Annotated in this window: 17 protein-coding genes; 12 read left to right on the plus strand and 5 right to left on the minus strand. The window is 71.8% G+C overall.

All coding sequences use genetic code 11. The features are described from left to right. Positions 1–12 precede the first annotated feature (12 nt). Together J4573_RS32385 and J4573_RS32390 are read left to right on the plus strand one after the other, a co-directional pair. Positions 13–1,806, plus strand: coding sequence for a hypothetical protein (locus tag J4573_RS32385; RefSeq protein WP_208259723.1), 1,794 nt, complete (start codon positions 13–15; stop codon positions 1,804–1,806). Between the two features lie 81 nt (positions 1,807–1,887). Further along, positions 1,888–3,681, plus strand: coding sequence for a hypothetical protein (locus J4573_RS32390; protein WP_208259724.1), 1,794 nt, complete (start codon positions 1,888–1,890; stop codon positions 3,679–3,681). A gap of 417 nt (positions 3,682–4,098) precedes the next feature. Here the strand turns inward: J4573_RS32390 and J4573_RS32395 are convergent, their stop codons facing one another. Beyond that, complete coding sequence (locus J4573_RS32395; RefSeq protein ID WP_208259725.1) at positions 4,099–4,578, minus strand: hypothetical protein; 480 nt, start codon at positions 4,576–4,578, stop codon at positions 4,099–4,101. 160 nt (positions 4,579–4,738) lie between these two features. On the opposite strand from J4573_RS32395, the gene J4573_RS32400 reads away from it, so the two are divergent. Genes J4573_RS32400 through J4573_RS32410 form a run of 3 tightly spaced genes read left to right on the plus strand, consistent with a single transcriptional unit; the run spans position 4,739 to position 7,459 of the window. Further along, positions 4,739–5,989: a sensor histidine kinase gene (locus J4573_RS32400; protein ID WP_208259726.1), complete on the plus strand. Its 1,251-nt coding sequence runs from the start codon at positions 4,739–4,741 to the stop codon at positions 5,987–5,989. Continuing rightward, positions 5,977–6,624, plus strand: coding sequence for a response regulator (locus J4573_RS32405; RefSeq protein ID WP_208259727.1), 648 nt, complete (start codon positions 5,977–5,979; stop codon positions 6,622–6,624). The genes J4573_RS32400 and J4573_RS32405 overlap by 13 nt, the downstream gene beginning before the upstream one ends. 1 nt (position 6,625) lies before the next feature. Beyond that, on the plus strand, positions 6,626–7,459 hold the full coding sequence (locus tag J4573_RS32410) for a DUF4097 family beta strand repeat-containing protein (protein WP_208259728.1): 834 nt from the start codon (positions 6,626–6,628) through the stop codon (positions 7,457–7,459). Positions 7,460–7,464: 5 nt separating this feature from the next. Here J4573_RS32410 and J4573_RS32415 read toward each other — a convergent pair whose 3' ends face one another. Together J4573_RS32415 and J4573_RS32420 are read right to left on the minus strand one after the other, a co-directional pair. Continuing rightward, entirely contained in the window at positions 7,465–8,121 is a 657-nt protein-coding gene (locus J4573_RS32415) for a LuxR C-terminal-related transcriptional regulator (protein ID WP_307797069.1), read from the minus strand. Beyond that, entirely contained in the window at positions 8,121–9,428 is a 1,308-nt protein-coding gene (locus tag J4573_RS32420; RefSeq protein ID WP_208259730.1) for a sensor histidine kinase, read from the minus strand. Before J4573_RS32420 ends, J4573_RS32415 begins: the two co-directional genes overlap by 1 nt. Before the next feature lie 135 nt (positions 9,429–9,563). Here J4573_RS32420 and J4573_RS32425 point away from each other — a divergent pair, with 135 nt between their 5' ends. From J4573_RS32425 to J4573_RS56310, 6 genes are all read left to right on the plus strand, one after another. Next, on the plus strand, positions 9,564–10,313 hold the full coding sequence (locus tag J4573_RS32425) for an ABC transporter ATP-binding protein (protein WP_208259731.1): 750 nt from the start codon (positions 9,564–9,566) through the stop codon (positions 10,311–10,313). Beyond that, positions 10,307–12,697 (plus strand): FtsX-like permease family protein, encoded by a 2,391-nt coding sequence (locus tag J4573_RS32430; protein WP_208259732.1) that lies wholly within the window; start codon positions 10,307–10,309, stop codon positions 12,695–12,697. Before J4573_RS32425 ends, J4573_RS32430 begins: the two co-directional genes overlap by 7 nt. A 377-nt stretch (positions 12,698–13,074) precedes the next feature. Beyond that, entirely contained in the window at positions 13,075–14,109 is a 1,035-nt protein-coding gene (locus tag J4573_RS32435; RefSeq protein WP_208259733.1) for a methionine ABC transporter ATP-binding protein, read from the plus strand. After that, positions 14,106–14,762: a methionine ABC transporter permease gene (locus tag J4573_RS32440; RefSeq protein ID WP_208259734.1), complete on the plus strand. Its 657-nt coding sequence runs from the start codon at positions 14,106–14,108 to the stop codon at positions 14,760–14,762. The genes J4573_RS32435 and J4573_RS32440 overlap by 4 nt, the downstream gene beginning before the upstream one ends. A 51-nt stretch (positions 14,763–14,813) precedes the next feature. Further along, positions 14,814–15,632: a MetQ/NlpA family ABC transporter substrate-binding protein gene (locus J4573_RS32445; RefSeq protein ID WP_307797071.1), complete on the plus strand. Its 819-nt coding sequence runs from the start codon at positions 14,814–14,816 to the stop codon at positions 15,630–15,632. Positions 15,633–15,796: 164 nt separating this feature from the next. Next, a complete protein-coding gene (locus J4573_RS56310; RefSeq protein ID WP_208259735.1) occupies positions 15,797–17,374 on the plus strand; it encodes an AAA family ATPase in 1,578 nt (525 codons plus the stop codon). A gap of 23 nt (positions 17,375–17,397) precedes the next feature. Here J4573_RS56310 and J4573_RS32455 read toward each other — a convergent pair whose 3' ends face one another. Next, positions 17,398–18,147, minus strand: coding sequence for an MBL fold metallo-hydrolase (locus J4573_RS32455; RefSeq protein ID WP_208259736.1), 750 nt, complete (start codon positions 18,145–18,147; stop codon positions 17,398–17,400). An 85-nt stretch (positions 18,148–18,232) separates the two neighbouring features. Between J4573_RS32455 and J4573_RS32460 the strand changes: the two genes are divergently transcribed. Then, a complete protein-coding gene (locus tag J4573_RS32460) occupies positions 18,233–18,859 on the plus strand; it encodes a TetR-like C-terminal domain-containing protein (RefSeq protein ID WP_208259737.1) in 627 nt (208 codons plus the stop codon). On the opposite strand, the gene J4573_RS56315 is transcribed toward J4573_RS32460, so the two are convergent. After that, the gene (locus J4573_RS56315; protein WP_208259738.1) at positions 18,860–20,170 is read right to left on the minus strand and encodes a vanadium-dependent haloperoxidase; all 1,311 of its coding nucleotides are present in this window, start codon (positions 20,168–20,170) and stop codon (positions 18,860–18,862) included. Positions 20,171–20,185: the final 15 nt, after the last annotated feature.

A 20,185-nucleotide genomic window follows, 5' to 3' on the forward strand; every position in this document is an offset into this window, starting at 1 on the left:
GGATGACCGACCATGAAGCGCACACGTGCGGCCGTGTCGATCGGCACCGCCCTGATCGCCGCCGCGGGCGTGACCCTCGCGGCCCTGCCCGCCGGGGCCGCCGGTCCCGCCGGGGCCGTCCACGCCGGGGCCGTTCCCGCGCAGGCGTCCGAACGGACCGAGACCGATCTCGGGAGCGCGGACGGGCTGCGGCTCAGCACCGTACGGCTGCACGTGCCGCTCCCGGCGGACGTGGGGCCGCATCCGGAGGCGTGCGACTACATCGGCTACGACCGCTACCGCACGGCCGACGGGCCCGCTGATCCGCAGCGGGCCGACGCCGTCTGGGTCATGCAGCCGGGCGCGTGGGGGAGCGCGGGCAACCAGGACAGCGTGGCGCGCAACACCGTGCGGGCCGCCGCGGCCAAGGGCCGGCACATCGAGATCTGGAACCTTGGCCGGCGCGGCAACTGCGTAACCGACAACACCGGCATCGAGGCGGGCTGGAAGGCCAAGGACCCGCATGTCGCGCTCGACTACTACTACGGCGGCAAGATGGTCGGCGGTAAGCGCTTCGAGGGCTTCAAGACCGACCGGGACCTGGCGTTCCTCAGCCGCATCGGCGTCAAGCAGGTCGTCACCGACCAGTACGAGCTGATGCGGCGCGAGCTGCCCGACGCCGCGTTCCGCCGGACCAGGACCTTCTGCGGCGGGCCGTCCATGGCCGGGATCATCACCGGGATCTTCGGCGCCTGGGACTTCGACGGGAACCCGAAGACCACCGATGACGCGGGCTACAACCAGTGCGCGGGCTTCATCGCCCTCGACACGCTGATCACCAGCGACCCGGTCGGGCTGCGCACCAACCCGCTCTTCAAGATCGTCACGGACAAGACCCTCGGCGTCGCCTACCCCGAGGTCGTCAAGCGGATCGAGGACGGGACGCTGCCGCGCACGTTCGGCTTCCTGCCGCTGATCAACCCACAGGCGCTCAACCTCTACAAGATGGCGGGCATCGGCGCCTACCACGCGCCGAACGCCGAGACCGACCTCAACAAGCGCCTGCCCGCGAGCCTCGATCCGACGCTGCGGCTGGGGTTCTCGCGGACCTACGGCGACTTCCTCAGCGGGCAGAACGGGATCCGCGACTTTCGGTTCACCAATGCGGCGCTGCTGGGCGTGCTCACCGACAACAACACCACCAACCTGGGGCTGCTGCAGGTCAGCCAGGGTGCTCTGGGCGGCGGGAAGGTCGGCGCCAAGACCTTCCCGCTGCCCGGTCAGGCCGCCTCGATCCCGTTCGCGGGCGACCTGCTGGGCGTCGCGTCCGGGGTCAGCGAACGCGTCGGGCCGACCGACCCCAAGGCCCTCTACACCTGGCGTAACTACGACGACGTCAAGGGCGTCCCGTACACCGGCCCGGCCGACGAGGTCAGCGACCAGCGCGACCTGGCCCGCCAGCTCGGCGACGCCGGCTCCAGCTCCGGCACGAACGGCGCGAACGGCTCGAACGGCCCGATCGGCTACTGGGAGGACTACTTCCCGTTCCGCGTGATCGTCGACTTCGGTGCCGCGCTGGCCGGGACCCGTACCGGCGACCTGGCCGCCATCCAGCACGCCGACGCGGTGAAGGCCAAGCCGACCATCACGTTCGGCGCCGACTCCAGCGCCATCCGCATCATGCGGCCCTTCCTGCCCAAGGACACCATCCGCGTCCCCGGCTACACCCACATCGACACCGTCAACGCCGCCTGGCGCCAGAACAACGGCCGCCCAGAGCCCATCAGCGCCGCCCTCGCCGACTTCCTGATCAAGAACGCCTCCTGACCACCCCTGATCGCCCCTGATCACCGCGCCTCCTGACTCCTGACCACCTGGCCTCCTGCCACCCCCCTTAGAGGAGCCCCCATGCAGGCGAAGAGACGACTGTTGCTCGGCCTCGGCACGTTGACCGGACTGGGCGCGCTCGCGCTTGGAAACGTCTCCACCGCCGCGGCGGCTGTACGTGCGGCCCCGGCCCCGAACTCCGCGCCCGTGTCCGCGTTGCCGCAGGCCGACCAGCGGGTCGAGACGCCGGTGAACGATCCCAACAATCCGGCGGACGTCGAGGAGACGTTCGTCAAGCTGCACTACCCGCTGCCCGCCTCGGCCGGGCCGCGTCCGGCCGAGTGCGACTGGGTCGGGTACATGCGGTTCCGGCTGAAGGACGGGCCCAGGGACTCCAAGGACGCCGACGGCGTGGTCACGTCCATGCCGGGCTTCGGTGGCGGGGCGGGCGAGCTGTCGATGCACGCCGCGCAGACCGTGCACAGTGCGGCGGCCAAGGGCAAGAAGATCGAGTTCTGGGCCCTGGAACGCCGTTCCGCCTGCCTGGAGGACCACACCGGCCTGGACGCCGCCAACCAGGCGAAGAACGCCGACGTCGCGCTCGGCTACTACTTCGGCGGCAAGGAGGTCAACGGGCACAGGTTCGGCGGCTTCAAGACCGACAAGGACGTCGCGTTCCTCGCCCACGTCGGCCTCGCGCAGACCCTCGACGACTGGCGGGTCTCCATCCAGCAGGCGCTGCCCGACCCGGCCTCGCACAAGAAGGTCTTCTGCGGCGGCCACTCGCTCGGCGGCCCGATCACCGGGCTGATGTCGTCCTGGGACTTCGACGGCGACCCGAAGACCACCGACGACGCGGGCTACAACCTGTGCGGCGGAGGGTACGTCGCGATCGACACCGGCATCATCGCCGACCCGATCGGGCTCACCGCGTTCCCGATCATCAAGGACGTCATCAACAAGGTCGGCGGCGCCACGCTCGACGGCGTCAACAAGGTCATCGCGGCCGGGCCACGGACGCTGCAGTTCCTGCAGTTCTACTCGCCGAAGATCCTGACGTCGGTCGGCATCATCGGCCAGGAGGCCCGCTACCGCGGCGACCAGGAGAGCACGCTGCTGAAGCGGATGCCGAACGCCCCGATCCTCGACATCGTGCTCCGCCTGGCCTACTCCCGCACGTGGACGCAGCTCCTGACCGGCATGCCGAGCGTCCGCGACTACCGCTTCACCGGCCAGGCGCTGTTCGGCTCGTTCGTCGACGACAACTCGATGCCGCTCAACATCCTTCAGGTCAGCCAGGGCGCCCTGGACGGCGGCCCGGTCGCGCCCAAGACGTTCCCGCTGCCCGGCCAGGACCTCGGCAAGATCCCGTTCTTCGGCGAGATCCTGAACGACACCATCGGCCTGACCAACACCTGGGCGCCGACCAGCACCAAGACGCTCTACCACTGGCGCCAGTACGACCGGATCGCCGGCTCCGACGCCGCCAGGTACACCTCGCCCGACAGGGAGGTCACCGACCTGCGCACGCTCGCGGTCACGGCGTCCAGCCCCGGCCCCTCCGACCTCACCGAGTGGTACTTCCCGACCCGCCTGATCACCGACATCGGCTTCGCGCTCGTCGGTACCCGCACCGGCGACCTCGCCCACCTGATGTACGACGGCCCGTCCAAGCGCCCCCAGGTCGGCGCGCTGGGCGGCGACAGCCCGTTCCAGTACGTGGCGAAGACGGGCCTGTTCTTCCCGAAGGACTCGATCGTCGCGCCCAACTACTCCCACATCGACATGACCATCGCCTCGCCGAAGCAGAACAACGGCAAGCCCGAACCGGTCACCGAGAAGGTCGCCGGCTTCGTGGTCAAGCAGCTCGGCTGACGGCAGCTCGGCTGACGGCGGCTCAGCTGACCAGAGCGACCGTGGGCGAGAGCCGTGCGGCGCGGACGGCGGGGTAGATCCCGGCGACCGCGCCCACGGCGATCGTCGCCGCGAGCGCCCCGCCGAGGGCCCACGGCGGAACAACCGGCGGCCAGCCACGGGCCAGGGCGTACGCGGCGGTGACGAGCGCGCCGGATTCGGCCAGTTCCCGTCGGAGCCGGTCGGCGAGGGCGCCGCGCCGCGTCGTCGGGGGAGTCGGTGCGGCGCCGGACGTAGGCGAGCACGGCCGGGTAGTGGGTCTCGTAGATCGCCTCGAACCGCCGCTGAGGTTCTGGTGGACTCACGCTGCCCCGCTCCTCCGGATGTCGCCTTCACTGCGGAAGATGTCCAGTTGAACGGGAGTGTTTCACCCTGGGATCACGAATTCTCGGTGGGCTGTGCGGGCTGAGCGGGCTTGAGGCCACGGTAGGCGAGCGCGGCGCAGAGGGCGGCCAGCGGGATCTCCACGCCGGCCATGGCGATGGCGGTCGCCTTTTCGGTGCCCTGGGCGGCGGTGTTGACGTCGAACCAGGCGTCCACGCTCAGGAGGGCGGCGGTCGCGGCGGCGGTGAGGGCGTGGCGGGGGTCGTTGCGGGTGTAGAGGACGCCCGTGCTCAGCAGGCCGAGCGCCAGGGCCGCGTCCAGGCCGACCCAGGCGGTGGACCAGTTGGAGACCGTGGTCGTCGCCGGGAGCTGCTTGGCCAGCGCGTACATCCAGGGGATCATCGCCGCGCCCGCGGCGGTCAGGCCCAGGCCGAGCCAGGCGGCACGGCTCCGCTTCACGCGGGTGGGGACGGGCGGCGCCAGGACGGGGCGCATGCGGCGCGGCGAGCGGACCGGGCTCACGCTGGCAACCATGGTCGATCTCCTTGATAGCGACGAACGATGGCTCCAGCCTGTCGGGACGGCGCGTCACCTTCAGTAGCGCCGATATCCGACTTGGGGTGGCACTAGGTTCACCATCGATCCTCACCTTCGCTGGATGGCGATGGTCTAGCTGGGCCAATACGGTTGCCCCATGGCATCCACATTTGAGCTGCGGCGTGCCGTCGAGCACGCTCCGTGGTCGGCGACTGCGTGGCGGGACACCACGTTCGTCGCCTCCGGGGTGCCGCTCCACTTCGTCGGCTGGACGGTCCTGACCGCGATCTGGTGGGTCTGGCAGCCGGTGAACGCGACGCCGATCATGATCGCGGTGCTGGTGCCGTGCGCCGCGTTCCTGGGGCTGATCCGGCCGCTCACCCGGGCGCAGCGGGAACGGTGCTGGGCGATGCTCGGCATCGACATCCCGCCGCTGCGGTTCGACGGCCGTTCCCTGCCGGACCTGCGTTCGGTGGCCCTGTGGCGGCAGGTCCGCTACCACCTGGTCTCCGGGCCGCTGGTGGCGTGCGGCGGCCTGCTGCTGATCGGGCTGTGGGCGGGCGGTCTCGCGCTGGCCCTCAACACCACCTATGCCTGGGCACTGCCGCAGTCGAGCGTGCTGAGCCTCACCGCGCACGCGATACGGGCGGGCTTCCTCACCGTGATCGGCGTCCTGTTCCTGGTGGCGGCGCCGTGGGCGGCGACGGGCCTGCGCAAGTGGGACGCGCGTTCGGCGCGGGCGCTGCTCGGCCCCGACCGTGCCGACGAGCTGGAACGGCGGGTCGAGGACCTGGCCGAGAAGCGCGCCAGTGTGGTGGACGCCGCCGACCTGGAACGCCGCCGGATCGAGCGGGACCTGCACGACGGCGCCCAGCAGCGGCTCGTCTCGCTCGCCATGAACCTGGGGCTGGCCCGCGAGACCCTCAAGGACGTTCCCGATGACGCGATGCAGGTGATCGTCGAGGCGCACGAGGAGGCCAAGGAGGCCCTCACCGAGCTGCGCGACCTGATCCGGGGCCTGCACCCGGCGGTGCTGGAGGACCGCGGCCTGGACGCGGCCCTGTCGGGCATCGCCGCGCGGGTCCCGCTGCCCGTACGGCTGCACGTGGACGTGCCGCGCCGCGCCTCCTCCACGGTCGAGGCGGTCGCCTACTTCGTGGTCTCCGAGGCCCTCACCAACGTCGTCAAGCACGCCCGCGCCTCCAAGGTGGACGTCACCGTGGACCGCGTGGGCGACGTCCTCAAGGTGGTCGTCTGCGACGACGGCGCCGGCGGCGCCGACCCGGCGGGCGGCTCGGGACTGGCGGGGCTGACGCGCCGCGTCTCCTCGGTGGACGGTACGTTCCGGATCACCAGCCCCGCCGGGGGCCCGACCACCATCACCGTGGAGTTGCCGTGCGCATTGTGATCGCCGAGGACTCGGTCCTGCTGCGAGCCGGGCTGATCAAGCTGCTGGAGACCTCGGGGTTCGAGGTCGCCGCGGCGGTCGGCGAGGCGGACGGCCTGCTCGCCGCGGTGGAGGAGCACCGGCCGGACGCGGCGATCGTGGACGTGCGGATGCCGCCGGGCTTCACCGACGAGGGCGTCCGGGCGGCCCTGGTGATCCGCCGCGAGCACCCTGAGGTGGCGGTGCTGCTGCTCTCGCAGTTCGTCGAGGAGCGCTACGCCGCCGACCTGCTGTCGGCCAACACCAGCGGCGTCGGCTACCTGCTCAAGGACCGCGTCGCCGACGTGTCGGTCTTCCTGGACTCCCTGCGCCGCGTCGCCACCGGCGGCACGGCCCTGGACCCCGAGGTGGTGTCACAGCTCTTGCTGCGCCGCAACCAGACCCCGCTCGACCGGCTGACCCCGCGCGAACGCGAGGTCCTGGGGCTGATGGCCGAGGGCCGCTCCAACGCCGGCATCGCCGAGAAGCTCGTCGTCAGCGACAGCGCGGTGGCCAAGCACATCAACAACATCTTCGCCAAGCTCGACCTCCCGGACGCGGGCGGCGACCACCGCCGCGTGCTGGCGGTGCTGCGATTCCTGAACGGGGAGACCTGACATGGTCACCACGACCCAACCCGGCACGTACATCGGGCCGCCGCCCGGCCCCCGGCCCCGCCGCCGCGGCCCCTGGATCGCGCTCGCGGTGCTGACCGCGCTGATGGTCGTCGTGCCGACCGCGACCGGCCTGACGGGCAAGCTGATCCGCCGCACCTACGTGCACAGCCAGTCCTTCTCGTTCCCGATCAAGACGCTGCAGGTGAACTCGGGCGACTCGACGGTGACCGTCGTCGGCGGCGGGCGGCCCGGGCAGGTCACGGTGAAGCAGTCGCTGCACTGGGCCCTCAACAAGCCGCAGCTCAGGCTCGACCCGGTCGGCGACAGCTTCCGCGTGTGGGTGGTGTGCTCCGACGGCGGCAGCCTGTTCACCGGGCTGGACTGCGGCGCCGACATCCAGGTGACCGTGCCGTCCGGCGTCGCGGTCCAGTCGGAGGCGAGCTCCGGGAGCACCGACATCAGCGACATCAGCGGTGCGGTGAAGGTCAAGAGCGCCTCGGGCGAGCTGAACCTGAGCGGCCTCAGCGGCCCGGTCACGGCGTCGGTGGCGTCGGGCTCGATCGAGGGCCGGGGACTGCGATCGCCGCAGGTGGACGCGCGCAGCCACTCGGGCGCGATCGAGCTGGCCTTCGCCCAGGCGCCGCTGAACGTGACCGCCCGAGCCAACTCCGGTGGCGTTACGGTCAAGGTCCCGCCCGGTTCGCGCTACCGGGTGAACACCAAGGCGGCCTCGGGCGGCGTGGACGTCGTCCCGCCGGAGATCGCCGACGACGCGGCCCCGGGACAGATCCACGTGACCACCACGTCGGGCGGCATCTCGATCGGCTATCCCTGAATCGGCTATCCCTGAGCCGTCGGCTCGGGCCGCCGCCGCAGGTAGGCCAGCACGGCCAGCACGCGGCGGTGGTCCTCGGCGGTACGCGGCAGGTCCAGCTTGGTGAGGATGTTGCCGATGTGCTTGGCCACGGCCGCCTCGGTCACCGTGAGGGCGGCGGCGATCGCGGCGTTCGTGCGCCCCTCGGCCATCAGCGCCAGCACCTCGAGCTCGCGGCCCGTCAGCTTGTCCAGCGGGTCGCGGCGCCGCCGCAGCAGCCGCCGTACGACCTCCGGGTCGACGACCATGCCGCCCGACGCCACCTGGTCGAGCGCGTCGCGGAAGTCGTCGATGTCGCCGATGCGGTCCTTCAGCAGGTAGCCGGCCCCGCGGCCGCCGACCGAGTCGAACAGCTCGGCGGCATAGCTCTGCGCCACGTACTGGCTGAGCACCAGCACCGCCAGCTCGGGCCGGGCCGAACGCAGCTCCACCGCGGCCCGCAGTCCCTCGTCGGTGAAGCCCGGCGGCATCCGTACGTCGGTCACGACCAGGTCGGGTGCGTGCTCGGCGACCGCCGCCTTCAGCGCCTCCGCGTCGCCGACCGCCGCCACGACCTCGTGGCCGAACCGCGCGATCAGACCGACCAGGCCCTCCCGCAGCAGGACGCCGTCCTCGGCGAGCACTACGCGGAGGGGACGGCCTGCGCACACGGGATCTCCAGACGAAGCAGGGTGGGCCCGCCGGGCGGGCTTGACAGGGTAACGGTGCCGTCCAGGACGGAGACGCGGTCGGCGAGCCCCGAGAGTCCCGTTCCGATGCCGGGCCGCGCGCCGCCGACGCCGTCGTCGCGGACGATCACCGCGACGCGGCCCTCGCGGTGTTCGGCGGTGACCCAGGCGCAGTCGGCGTCGCTGTGCTTGGCGACGTTGGTGAGGGCCTCGCAGATCGCGAAGTAGATCGCGGCCTCGACGGGATCCGGGAGGCGGCCGGGCAGCTCGATCCGGGTCTCGACCGGAACGGGGAAGCGGTCGGCGAGCTCGTCCACGGCGGCGGCCAGGCCCCGGTCGGTGAGCACCTTCGGGTGGATGCCCTGGATCAGCTCGCGCAGCTCGCCGAGGGCGAGCTTGGCCTCCTCGTGCGCCTTGGTGACGAGTGCGGCGGTCTCGCTGTCGTTGCTGCTCTTGCTGCTTGCACGGGCGAGGCCGAGTGTCATGGTGAGGGCGACGAGACGCTGCTGGGCGCCGTCGTGCAGGTCGCGTTCGATCCGGCGGCGTTCGGCGTCGAACGCGTCCACCAGCCGCACCCGGGAGCGGGTCAGCTCGTTCACCCGCTCGTGCAGTTCGGGCGCGGACCCGGGCCGCGCCGCCAGCAGCGCCCTGGCGAGCGAGGCGCGCGCGGCCGCGACCAGCGTCATCAGGTAGAGGCTCACCGCGAGCGCGACCAGGCCGATCGGGACCATGGCCCACGCCTGCCAGTCATGGGTCACCATCCAGGTCTTCAGCACGCGCGTCTCGTGGTCGGGGCCGGAGGCCGCCAGGAGGAGCGGCGTGGTCAGGAGCCCGCCGGGGATGCTCAGCCCGGCGACGAGCACGGTCAGCTCCAGCGGCCAGAGCAGCGTGACCTTCAGCAGGGTGAACGCCAGTTCCCGCCAGGTGGTCTGCTCGCGGTACCGGGTCGTCAGCCAGGGCCGGACGCCGGGACGGTCGGGGTCGCGGTGCGGGGATTCGGCGGGATCGCGGTCGACGATGCGCAGCCGGCGGCGTTCCAGCGCGGCGATGGGAAGGCCGGACAGGCCCAGCCCGATCAGCAGCGGGATGCCCACCAGCAGGACGGATGATGCGATCCCGACGGTCAGCGTCACGACCAGCAGGAGGAGTTCGACGGCACCGGAGGCGACCCCGCCCGCCAGGTAGAGGACCGAACGCCATGGCCACGAGGAGACCAGCAGCCTCCGGGTGGTGAGCGCCTGCCAGGCCGTGCGCGATCGCATGGAACGAACCGTACTGAGCGGATCTTGAGGCTGACCAGCACGCTGCTTCTACCGCCGAGGTAGAGACAGTTCTACCTCGAAGACTCCCGGCAGTGTCAGTGCGTGCGGCGGGGTGCGGGCGGTTGTCTTGGCCGCATGGACGAGCAGACGATTCGGCTGGTTTCGGTCTCCAGGACGTTCGGGTCCGGAGACGGCGCGGTGAGAGCGCTGGCGGGGGTGTCGCTGGGGTTCGCCGCCGGGTCGTTCACGGCCATCATGGGCCCGTCGGGGTCGGGGAAGTCGACGCTGCTGCAGTGCGCGGCCGGGCTCGACCGTCCCGACGAGGGCCAGGTGATCGTGGCGGGCGTCGACCTGGCCGGGCTCAGCGAGACCAAGGTGACGTTGCTGCGCCGCGACCGGATCGGGTTCGTGTTCCAGTCGTTCAACCTGCTGCCGTCGCTGACCGCCGAGCAGAACGTCGGGCTGCCGCTGCACCTGGCCGGTCGGCGCCCGAAGCGGGCCGAGGTCGGCGCCGTGCTCGCGGACGTGGGCCTGGCCGAACGCGCGAGACATCGGCCCAGCCGGCTGTCGGGCGGGCAGCAGCAGCGGGTGGCGATCGCGCGGGCGCTGGTCACCCGCCCGGACGTGCTGTTCGCCGACGAACCGACCGGCGCGCTGGACACCGGCGGTTCGCGTGACGTGCTGGCCATGCTGCGCGACCTGGTCGACCGGCGAGGGCAGACGATCGTGATGGTGACGCACGATCCGGTCGCCGCCGCGTACGCCGATCGCGTGGTGTTCCTGACCGATGGACGTCTCGCGGGCGATCTGGCGCGGCCGACCGCCGAGTCGGTCGCGGCTCGCATGGCCTCGCTGGAGTCGGAGTCGGAGTCGGCGGCGTGCTGAGGATCGCGCTGTGGACCGTCCGCGCCCGGTGGGTCGCGTTCGTCGGGTCGTTCGTCTCGCTCACCCTCGGCGTCGGCCTGGTGGCCACGATGGGGCTCGCTCTGGCGGCGGCCTTCCACACGCCGGGGGCGGCGCGGCCGGGACTGTACGGCGCGGCGCCCACAGTCGTGCGGGCGGGCGATGTGCCGAACGTGAAGGGGCGCAAGCTGACGGCACCGCGAGGACTGGACCCGGCGGCCGCGGCCAGGGCTCTCGCGCTGGGCGGTGGCGCCGTTCGGGACCGCGTCTTCTACGCCCAGGTCTTGGGCGGCAGGAGCGAGGCGGAGATCGGCAGGCCTTGGTCGATCGCACCGTTCGCGCCGTACAGGCTGGTGGCGGGCAAGCCGCCAGTACGGCAGGGCGAGGTCGTGGTGCCGGTGGGGGACGGGCGGCCGGGGGCGACGGTACGGGTGATGACCGCGCAAGGGCCGTCGGTATATCGGGTGTCGGGTGTGGTCGCGGCGGTCGGGAGCCGTCCTGCGCTGCTCTTCGCGGACACCGAGGCGGCGCGGCTGTCACCCCGGATCGATGCCGTCGTCAGCCGTGGTCCGGGCGGCAAGGCAGGGGATATGGGAGCGGACGCGGACACGACCCTCGACGGCACGAAGATCATGTTGGGGACGGCGGGCGGGATCTGCGGGTTCGTCGCGGTGTTCGTCGTGGCCTCCACGTTCGCGCTCGCCGTCGCCCAGCGGCGCCGCGAGCTGGCGCTGCTGCGCGCGCTCGGCGCGACGCCACGGCAGGTGCGCCGGATGCTGTTCGCCGAGGCCTTGGTCGTGGGAGTGATCGCGGCCTTGCTCGGCTGCGCGCTCGGCCCGGTGTGCGCGCCGCTGCTGGGGGACTGGCTGGTCGGCAAGAACCTGGCGCCCGCTTCGTACGAGGTGCCGGTGACCGTGTGGCCGCTGCTCGTGGCATTCGGCACCGGGCCGGCGGTCTCGCTGCTCGGTGTGCGGACGGCCTCCCGCCGCGCCGGGCGGATCCGGCCCGCCGAGGCGCTGGGCGACGCGGCGGTGGAGACCGGGTCCATGACGCCGGGCCGCTGGGTGGTGGGGGTCGGTGCCGTCGCGTCCGGCCTCTGGATGATGAACGACCCGGATGGCGCGACCAGCCGCAAGCAGTACATCCCGGTGGCGATGATGCTGATCGCGGGCTTCGCGATGCTGGCCCCGATCATCGTTCCGCCGCTGGCGCGGCTGGTCACCTGGCCGCTGTCGGCGCTGCGGGGCGCCGGGGCCATGGTCGTACGGGAGAGCACCCTGACCGCCGCCCGGCGCACCGCCTCGACCGCCGCGCCGGTCCTGGTCACCGTCGGGCTGGCGGCGTCGCTGCTCGGCGCGACCGCCACCATCGACGGCGCCAGGCGGGCCGAGCTGCGTGACCAGCACCGGAGCGACTTCGTCGTCGCGCCGGACGGGACGCCGGGCCTCAGCCGAGCCGTGGTCGACAAGATCAGGGCGGTGCCGGGCGTGGACACCTTGGCCCGCACCTCGACCACCCTCCTCGCGACGGAGGAAGGGGACCAGGTCGTGATCAAGTATCCGGCGCAGGGCGTCACGCCCGAGGCCCTCGGGAAGATCGCGCGGCTGCCCGTGGTGGCGGGTGATCCCGCGCGCCTGGCCGACGACTCGATCGTGGTGTCGCAGGAGTGGCGACGGAAGGTCGGGGAGCGCGTCGAGGTGTGGCGCGCGGACGGATCGAAGACCGCGCTGCGGGTGGTCGCCGTCCTGAGAACGGGCACGGGCGACAACGGCGTCTTCGTCACGCCTCGGAACGCGGTCGCGGAGACGAGCGGTCTCGCCGATCTCGTGGACGTGAAGCTGCGGCCGGGCACCGATCGTGACACCGTGCGGGCCGCGCTGGAGGCGGCGACCGGCGGCCTGGGCGCCCGGGTGGTCGCCACCGGCGACTGGATCGCGGCGGCCAAGTCAGCGAGCGGGCGGCAGAGCCGGCTGGGCATGTACGTGGTGCTCGGCGTGGCGCTGCTCTACTGCGCGATCGCGATCGCCAACACGCTGGTGATGGCGGCCGCCGCCCGGGTACGGGACCAGGCCGTGCTGCGCCTGGCGGGCGCGACCCGGCGGCAGGTGCTGCGGGTCGTGGCGGCCGAGGCGCTGCTGGTGGTGGCGATCGGCGTGGTGCTCGCCACCCAGGTGTCGGCACTGTGCGTCGGCGGGGTCGTCGCTGGGCTGGCCGGGCTCACGGGGCGTTTCTCGGTCGCGGTGCCGTGGTCGCCGGTGGGCGGGGTCGTGGCCGCCTGCGCGGTGATCGCGCTGGCAGCGTCGGTGCTTCCGGCGCGCGCCGCGATGCGTGCGCGGGCGGTCGATGCCCTCGGCACGCGCGAGTGAGATCGGTCACTACCTGGGCTTTTATCCCTGGTGGCGGGGGTTTCGCGATTTGCGTCATCTGCGTCGAACGGGTTTACTCATGACCATGACCGCCGTACGCCCGTGCCCGACGCGCAGCCCGCAGACCATGCGGGCCATGGGGTGTACGTGCTGCCGTCGAATGTGTGACCGCTGAGGGCCCCTGTATGTGCCTCGCGCCCCGAAGCGAGCCGGTTCCGACCCCCTTTCACACATGAGCTTTGAACTCCACCTGCTGAGCCACGCGCCGTATCCGCCCGGGCGTTCCTGAGCCGAGCGCGCTCGCAGAACCGCAACGGCTCCACCCTGTCCTGATCACCCGCACCGCCGCGCGCGGTCGCACGCCTGGATGATTTCCTTTGATTCAGATCGAAAAACTCCGGAAAACCTATCGCTCCCGCGGGCGCGAGGTCACCGCCGTGGACGGCGTCGACCTCCAGGTCCGCGAGGGCGAGGTCTTCGGCGTCCTCGGGCGCAGCGGTGCCGGCAAGAGCACCCTGCTGCGCTGCGTCAACCTCCTGGAGCGCCCCGACTCCGGCCGGGTGAGCATCGACGGCCAGGACCTGCTCTCCCTCAAGGGCGGGGCGCTGCGCAGGGCGCGCCAGGGCATCGGCATGATCCACCAGCACTTCGGCCTGCTGAGCAGCCGGACGGCCGCCGGGAACATCGCGTTCCAGCTGGAGGTCATGGGCGTGCCCCGGGCCGAGCGCGCCGCGCGGGTGGACGAGCTGCTGGAGCTGGTCGGGCTGGCCGAGCAGGCCAAGGCCTACCCGGCGCAGCTGTCGGGCGGCCAGAAGCAGCGCGTCGGTATCGCCCGCGCGCTCGCCGGGCGCCCCAAGGTGCTGCTGTCGGACGAGGCCACCTCGGCGCTCGACCCCGAGACCACCGCCTCGATCCTCGAACTGCTTCGCGACCTGAAGCTGCGCCTCGGCCTCACCGTGCTGCTGATCACGCACGAGATGGACGTGGTCAAGCGGATCTGCGACTCGGCGGCCATCATGCGCGACGGGCGGCTGGTCGAGTCCGGCCCGGTCCGCGACCTGCTGCTGCGGCCCGGCTCCGAGCTGGCCCGCGGCCTGTTCCCGCTCCCGGCGCCGAACGTGCGGCCCGGCACGACCGTCGTGGACGTCACGTTCGAGGACGACAGCGCCGACCAGCCGTTCGTGTCCACGATCGCGCGTACTTATTCCATCGACGTCAACATCCTCGGCGGCGCCGTCGAGGAGATCGGCGGGTCCCGCATCGGCCGGCTGCGCATCGAGCTGCCCGGCGACCCCGACATCAACGCCGCCCAGCTGGCGCACCTGCGCGAGTCCGGGCTCACCGTCGAGGTCCACGGAGCTGCCGGGGTAGTGGCGGCCGAAGCCCGTACGGAGACGGAGGTGCTGTCATGACGTGGCACGAGGTCTGGCCGCTGCTGTGGCCCGCCACCCGCGACACCCTCTACATGACGCTCGTGGCGACGGCGTTCACCGCCGTGCTCGGCACGCTCGTCGGGGTGCTGCTGCTCCTCACCGAACGCGGCGGCCTGATGCCGGTGCCGCCGGTCAACAAGGGGCTCGGGTTCGTGGTGAACGTCGGCCGCTCGCTGCCGTTCATCATCCTGATGATCGCGATCATCCCGTTCACCAAGCTGCTGGTCGGCACCAGCATCGGCAACGCGGCCGTGATCGTGCCGCTGACGGTCGGCGCGATCCCGTTCTACGCCCGCCTCGTCGAGATCGCCGTACGCGAGGTCGACCCCGGCGTCGTGTCGGCGGCCCTGGCGATGGGCGCGTCCCGCCGCGAGATCGTCACCAAGGTGCTGCTGCGCGAGGCGCGGCCCGGCCTGGTCTCCGGCCTGACCGTCACCGTGATCGCCCTCATCGGCTACACCGCGATGGCCGGGACGATCGGCGGCACCGGCCTCGGCCAGCTCGCCATCACCTACGGCTACGAGCGCTTCGAGGGCAAGGTCATGCTCGCCTCCGTCGTGCTGCTCACCCTCATCGTGCTGATCGTGCAGCTGATCGGTGACGTCGCGTCCCGCCGCCTGGCGCACAAATAGCGCGCACAGACCTTCCTGAGAGAGATCCCACCCAAGAGAAAGGCACTCTTCGTGCTTCGCAAGATGACGATCGCGCTGGCCTCCGTCGGACTGCTCGCGGGCCTCACCGCCTGCGGCTCGTCCGACGCCTCGGAGGACAAGGACGCGCCGCTGAAGGTCGCCGTCAACCCCGTCCCGCACGGCGACATCCTCACGTACGTCAAGGACAACCTGGCGGCCAAGGCCGGGCTGAAGCTCGACATCGTGACCTTCGACGACTACGTGCAGCCCAACACCGCTCTCAAGGAGAAGCAGGTGACGGCCAACTACTTCCAGCACGTTCCGTTCATGCAGGAGTTCGAGAAGAAGTCCGGCACCAAGCTGAGCTTCGTGGCGCCGGTGCACCTCGAGCCCCTGGGGGTCTACTCCAAGAAGGTCACCGACCTGAAGGCGACGCCGCAGGGCGCCACCGTCGCGGTCCCGAACGACCCGGCGAACGAGGGCCGTTCGCTGAAGCTGCTCGCCGACAACGGCCTGCTCACCCTCAAGCCGAACGCGCCGACCAGCGCCACCGAGAAGGACATCGCGTCCAACCCGAAGGGCCTGAAGTTCAAGCCGCTGAAGGCCGCGCAGCTGCCGCGCTCGCGTGACGACGTGGACCTGGCCGTCATCAACGGCAACTACGCCATCGAGGCGGGCCTGAACCCGGCCAAGGACGCGCTGGCCGCCGAGAAGCCCGAGGGCAACCCGTACGCCAACGGCATCGTCACCCTGCCGGAGAACAAGGACGACCCGCGCGTGAAGAAGCTGGTCACCCTGCTGCAGGGCCCCGAGGTCAAGCAGTACGTCGAGCAGAAGTACAAGGGCTCGGTGCTCATCGCCACCTCCTGATCCCGCTGTCTCCTGATCCCGCTGTCGCGCGGCGAGGCCCCCGGACATTCTCCGTCCGGGGGCCTCGCTCGTCATGCGCTCATCGTGGCGGCGGAAAACGTTCGCGCGGCGGCGGCGCGTCTGCCTACGCTGATCGCGGGCGGCCGGACGAAACGGGGTGAACGGTGACCGAGACCGACGATGAGCTGGATCCCGCGTCGGCGCGTTCTCTGGCCGCAGTGCTGCAGCGCCTGCTGAGGTCGGCGGGCGAGCAGGTGGCCGCCGACAACGAGAAGTCCCCGCTGGTGGCCAGGATCGGGGAACATCTCGGCTGCTCGTACACCGACGTGCTGACGATCGAAGAGACCTACCTGGACTGGGAGCACGCCAGCCTGCAGCGCGGGGTCGAGGCCTACCTGGCGGCCCATTCGCCGGACGCCGAGTGGTTCGGCATCGCGGGCGCCGACCGCCATTTCGAGAGCCTGGACGCCCTGCTGACCCGGGCGCTGGAGTACGGCATGTTCCGCCTGGGCCGGGCCGACTACGGCACCACGGGCGTCGGCCCCGACGAGACCATGGAGGTCGTGCAGCTCGGCATGGTGCCCAGCAGCGCGCCGGACGGCACCCCGGTCGTGCTCGGGATCCAGACCACCGAGGACTACAACAAGCGGGTCGTCCTCACGGTCTTCGCGCGCGAGCAGGACACCGCCAAGGCCGTACGGAACGAGATCCGCGGGCTCAAGGAGGAGCGCGACGTGCTGCGCGGGCAGTTCGTCAGCTTCGGCGTCAGCGAGCACATGGACAACCAGCTCGTCACGTTCCTGCCCCGCCCGCAGCTCACCAAGGACGACGTGATCCTGCCCGCCGGGCGCCTGGACGGCGTCGAGGAGCACGTCATCGGCGTCGCCCGGCACGCGGAGGGCCTGCTCGCGGCCGGCCAGCACCTCAAGCGCGGCGTGCTGCTGTACGGCCCGCCCGGCACCGGCAAGACCCACACCGTCCGCTACCTGATCGGGCGGCTCGAGGGCTACACCGTCGTCCAGCTGACCGGCGCCGCGATGCGCTTCCTCGACTCGGCCGTCGCGCTCGCCCGGCGGATGCGGCCCGCCGTGATCGTGCTGGAGGACGTGGACCTGGTCGCCGAGGACCGCGAGATGTACGAGAGCACGCCGCTGCTCTTCTCGCTGCTGGACGCGATGGACGGGCTCGCCGAGGACGCCGACGTGGTCTTCCTCCTCACCACCAACCGCATCGAGGTGCTGGAACGCGCCCTCATCGAACGGCCGGGCCGCGTGGACCTGGCCGTCGAGATCCCGCGCCCCGACGCCGACGGCCGCCGGGCCCTGCTGCGCCTGTACGCCCGGCACCTGCGCCTGGACGCCGACCTGGACGCGGTGGTCGAACGGACGGCGGGCGTCACCGCGTCCTACATCAAGGAGCTCATCCGCCGTGCCGTTCTGGCGGGGCTGCGCGACGCGCCGAGGGTCGAGGTCCTCACCGACGCGCACTTCGAGGCGGCGCTGGAGGGCATGGCGGCGCCCGGCCAGGCCCTCACACCGGGGTTGCTCGGCGCCCCTCCCCAGCCGTCCTCGGACGATGACGAGGACGACTTCGATCCGCCGGACGACGACGAGGACCTGTCGGACGGCGGCTTCCAGGGCACGTTCGAGGAGGCCTACGAACTGCCGCCGTCCCCGGACCTGGGTCCGCGGCCCCGCCCCCGTCCGCGCCGTTTCCGTCCGCCGCGCCCCGGACGCGCCTAGCGCTCAGAGGGTCTGGAGCGGGCCTAGAGGGCGAGCGTTTCGCCCGGGGCCAAGATGCGTACGTCGGTGTCGGGCGCGACGTCGGCGGCCGCGTCCCGGTAGAGGTCGGGCCGGTCGCGCTGGAGCTTGAGGAACAGCGCGTCGCGTACCGGCCCGGCGGTGAACGCGTAGTGGATCGGCACCGCCAGCCTCGGGCGCAGGGCCCTGGTGAGGTCGGCGGCGTCCTCGGCGTCCATCACGACCTTGCGGTTGAACATCGGCCGGATGCTGAGGCCGTTGATCGGCAGCAGGGCGAGGTCGATCTCGGGGAAGCGCGCGGCGACCTCGTCCAGCTCGGGGACGCGCAGGGTGTCGGCGCCGAAGAACACCGAGCTGCCGCCCTCTTGGAGCATGAACGTGGCCTCGGGCACCGAGTGGCGCGCGGGTGTCGCCGTCACGCGGACCGGTCCGAGCTCGGTGCTCTGCCAGTCGGCCAGCTCAGTGACGTTCGTGAACCCGGCCGCGCGCAGCCTGTCCGCCACTCCCGGCGCCGTGGCCATGGGCACATCCTTGTCCGGGTAGGCGGCCAGCGCGGCGACGTCGCAGTGGTCGTAGTGACCGTGGCTGATCACGATCCCGGCCAGCTCGGGCAGGCCGGCCGCCGACTCCACGGAACGCGACTCGCCCTGCCGGTATCCGGGCCGTTCGGAGAACCAGGGGTCGGTCAGGATCCGCGCCCCGTCGAAATCGATCAGCGTGCAGGCGTGAACGACGCGCTCGACCGTGGTGGGCATGAGGGGCTCCAGATGAGTGGACGTGAGTAGACGCCTGTCTGCTTACAGCTGTCAGTAGACAGGCGTCTGCTAATGTTCGTCAACCATGAGGACGCGCAATCCACGAGGTCACGGCGAACGCCTGCGCGCCGAGCTGCTCGCGGCCGCCGGCGAGTTGCTGGAGGAGGCGGCCGAGGTCGACGGGCCGTCCCTGCGCGCGGTCGCGCGGGCCGCCGGGGTAGCGCCGCAGAGCGTCTACCTGCAGTTCGCCGACATGAACGAGCTGTTGGGCGCGCTGTTCGAGGAGCGCTTCGCCGAGCTGGCAGCGGAGCTGTCGGCCGCAGCCTCGGGTGCTGCATCGGCCGCAGCCTCGGGTGACGCGCCGGGCGCTGCTGCGCCTCGGGCCCGGGTCCGCGCGGTCTGCCTGGCCTACTGCTCGTTCGCCGAACGCCGCCCCGGCCTTTACCGCCTGCTCTTCAGCTCGCCCGCCCTGCCGCGCCGCGAGCCGGGCGGGCCCGCGCCGCAGCGAGGCATGCCCGCCCTCAAGGTCCTCGACGACGCCGTACGGGAGTGCCTGCCCTCGGTCGGAGCCGCCGTTCCCTCATCGACCACCCTGTGCCTATGGGCGGCCATGCACGGGCTCGTACTGCTCCGCGGGGACCGGCCCAACGTCGGATGGCCCGATCTGGAATCCCTGATCGACGAGCAGTTGGCGGCTCACCTTTCTGCCTGATCAAAGAGGGCACTCGCCGTGGTGGGTGGGGCCGGTCATGTAGAGCAGCTTCTTGGCCAGCACCTCGGCCGCCAGGTCGCGTCCCATGGTCAGGCCGGCCTGGTTGCTGAACTCGAAATGAACCCCGCCGACGACCCGGGACCGCCCGGCGTCCGCCGCCGCCTGCGAGAAGCTCGAGTAGCTCCGCCGCATCGGGAGGCCCGTGGCGGGATCGATCGGCGCCGAGTCGGTCACGTGCGTGAACGCGACGCGATCGGCGCAGAAGAACCCGGCGAGCACCGCCGATCCGGCCCCGCTGAACGAGCTGTGCCCGGACACGTACTCGGGCGTGCCTCCCGGGCTGCCCGCGCGCGCCTTCCAGCCCGCGTCCTTGTCGGTGTAGGGGTTACCGTCGGTGTCGGCCTGCTGGATCGCCGTCTCCGGCCGCCAATGCCGGTAGACGAACTTGGCGCGGGCGGTCGAAATGGACACATCGGAGAGCGCCACGCCCAGCAGCGCCAGCAACCGGGACCTGTCGGGGAGCGAGCGCCGAGCGCTCACCTCCAGTGCGATCTTCACCCATTCACCCGGCGGCTGGTCGGTTCCCGCGGCCAGCGACCAGTACTGGAACTGCGCGAGCTTGGCCGGGTCGTCGATCCTGGCGTCGCCCACCAGCTTGATCTCGGCGACGGCCCCCGCGTAGTCGAGGCTGGTCAGCGCGGGCGGCCCGGACCCGACGTAGCGGCCCGTGTCCGCGACCGCGAACGGGGTCATGTTGCGGTACTGGGCGCCCGGCCACGCCAGGGGGAACACCCCGGGCCCGGATCCGGCGGGCTGGGTCTCGACGGGGCGGGACCCGTCCGCCGCCCGGGCGTCGAAGACGTCGTCGCCGACGGTCCGGCCCCACGCGCGGCCCGCGGTGACGCGCGGGCCGTTCCCCAGCTTGGCCAGGTCGGCGGCCAGCTGCTGGTCGAAGCGGGCGGCGCCGTCCGGGTAGAGCAGGCTCAGCACCGCGTGCGCCGCGGACACCGCCGCGGCCTGCTCGTCGCCCTGTGGCGGGGCGCCTTCGGGCGACTTCAGCAGGTACGCGCGATGCCGGCCGCCGTGCCGTGCCGCGATCCCGTTCACCGCGTCGTAGATGGCGGCGTTCACCATCGCGTACGAGCGGGCGGCGTCGGAGTCGCTCGCACGGGCCACCCGGACCGCGTCCAAGGCCAGCCCGTTCCAGGTGGCCACCGGGTCCAGGGCCGGAGCGCGCTGGGCCGCCGACACCGGCCGGACGGCACCCGCGACCATCATCAATGCGACCAGAAGCATCACGAGTCTCTTCACGGCGCACCTCGTCTC

Source organism: Actinomadura barringtoniae, assembly GCF_017573505.1.
GTDB lineage: Bacteria > Actinomycetota > Actinomycetes > Streptosporangiales > Streptosporangiaceae > Spirillospora > Spirillospora barringtoniae.

Bases quoted from the DNA above. Each gene is read 5' to 3' on its own strand.
- J4573_RS32385 (WP_208259723.1), top strand. From the start codon at position 13: ATGAAGCGCACACGTGCGGCCGTGTCGATCGGCACCGCCCTGATCGCC.
- J4573_RS32390 (WP_208259724.1), top strand. From the start codon at position 1,888: ATGCAGGCGAAGAGACGACTGTTGCTCGGCCTCGGCACGTTGACCGGA.
- J4573_RS32395 (WP_208259725.1), bottom strand. From the start codon at position 4,578: ATGGTTGCCAGCGTGAGCCCGGTCCGCTCGCCGCGCCGCATGCGCCCC.
- J4573_RS32400 (WP_208259726.1), top strand. From the start codon at position 4,739: ATGGCATCCACATTTGAGCTGCGGCGTGCCGTCGAGCACGCTCCGTGG.
- J4573_RS32410 (WP_208259728.1), top strand. From the start codon at position 6,626: ATGGTCACCACGACCCAACCCGGCACGTACATCGGGCCGCCGCCCGGC.
- J4573_RS32420 (WP_208259730.1), bottom strand. From the start codon at position 9,428: ATGCGATCGCGCACGGCCTGGCAGGCGCTCACCACCCGGAGGCTGCTG.
- J4573_RS32425 (WP_208259731.1), top strand. From the start codon at position 9,564: ATGGACGAGCAGACGATTCGGCTGGTTTCGGTCTCCAGGACGTTCGGG.
- J4573_RS32440 (WP_208259734.1), top strand. From the start codon at position 14,106: ATGACGTGGCACGAGGTCTGGCCGCTGCTGTGGCCCGCCACCCGCGAC.
- J4573_RS32455 (WP_208259736.1), bottom strand. From the start codon at position 18,147: ATGCCCACCACGGTCGAGCGCGTCGTTCACGCCTGCACGCTGATCGAT.
- J4573_RS32460 (WP_208259737.1), top strand. From the start codon at position 18,233: ATGAGGACGCGCAATCCACGAGGTCACGGCGAACGCCTGCGCGCCGAG.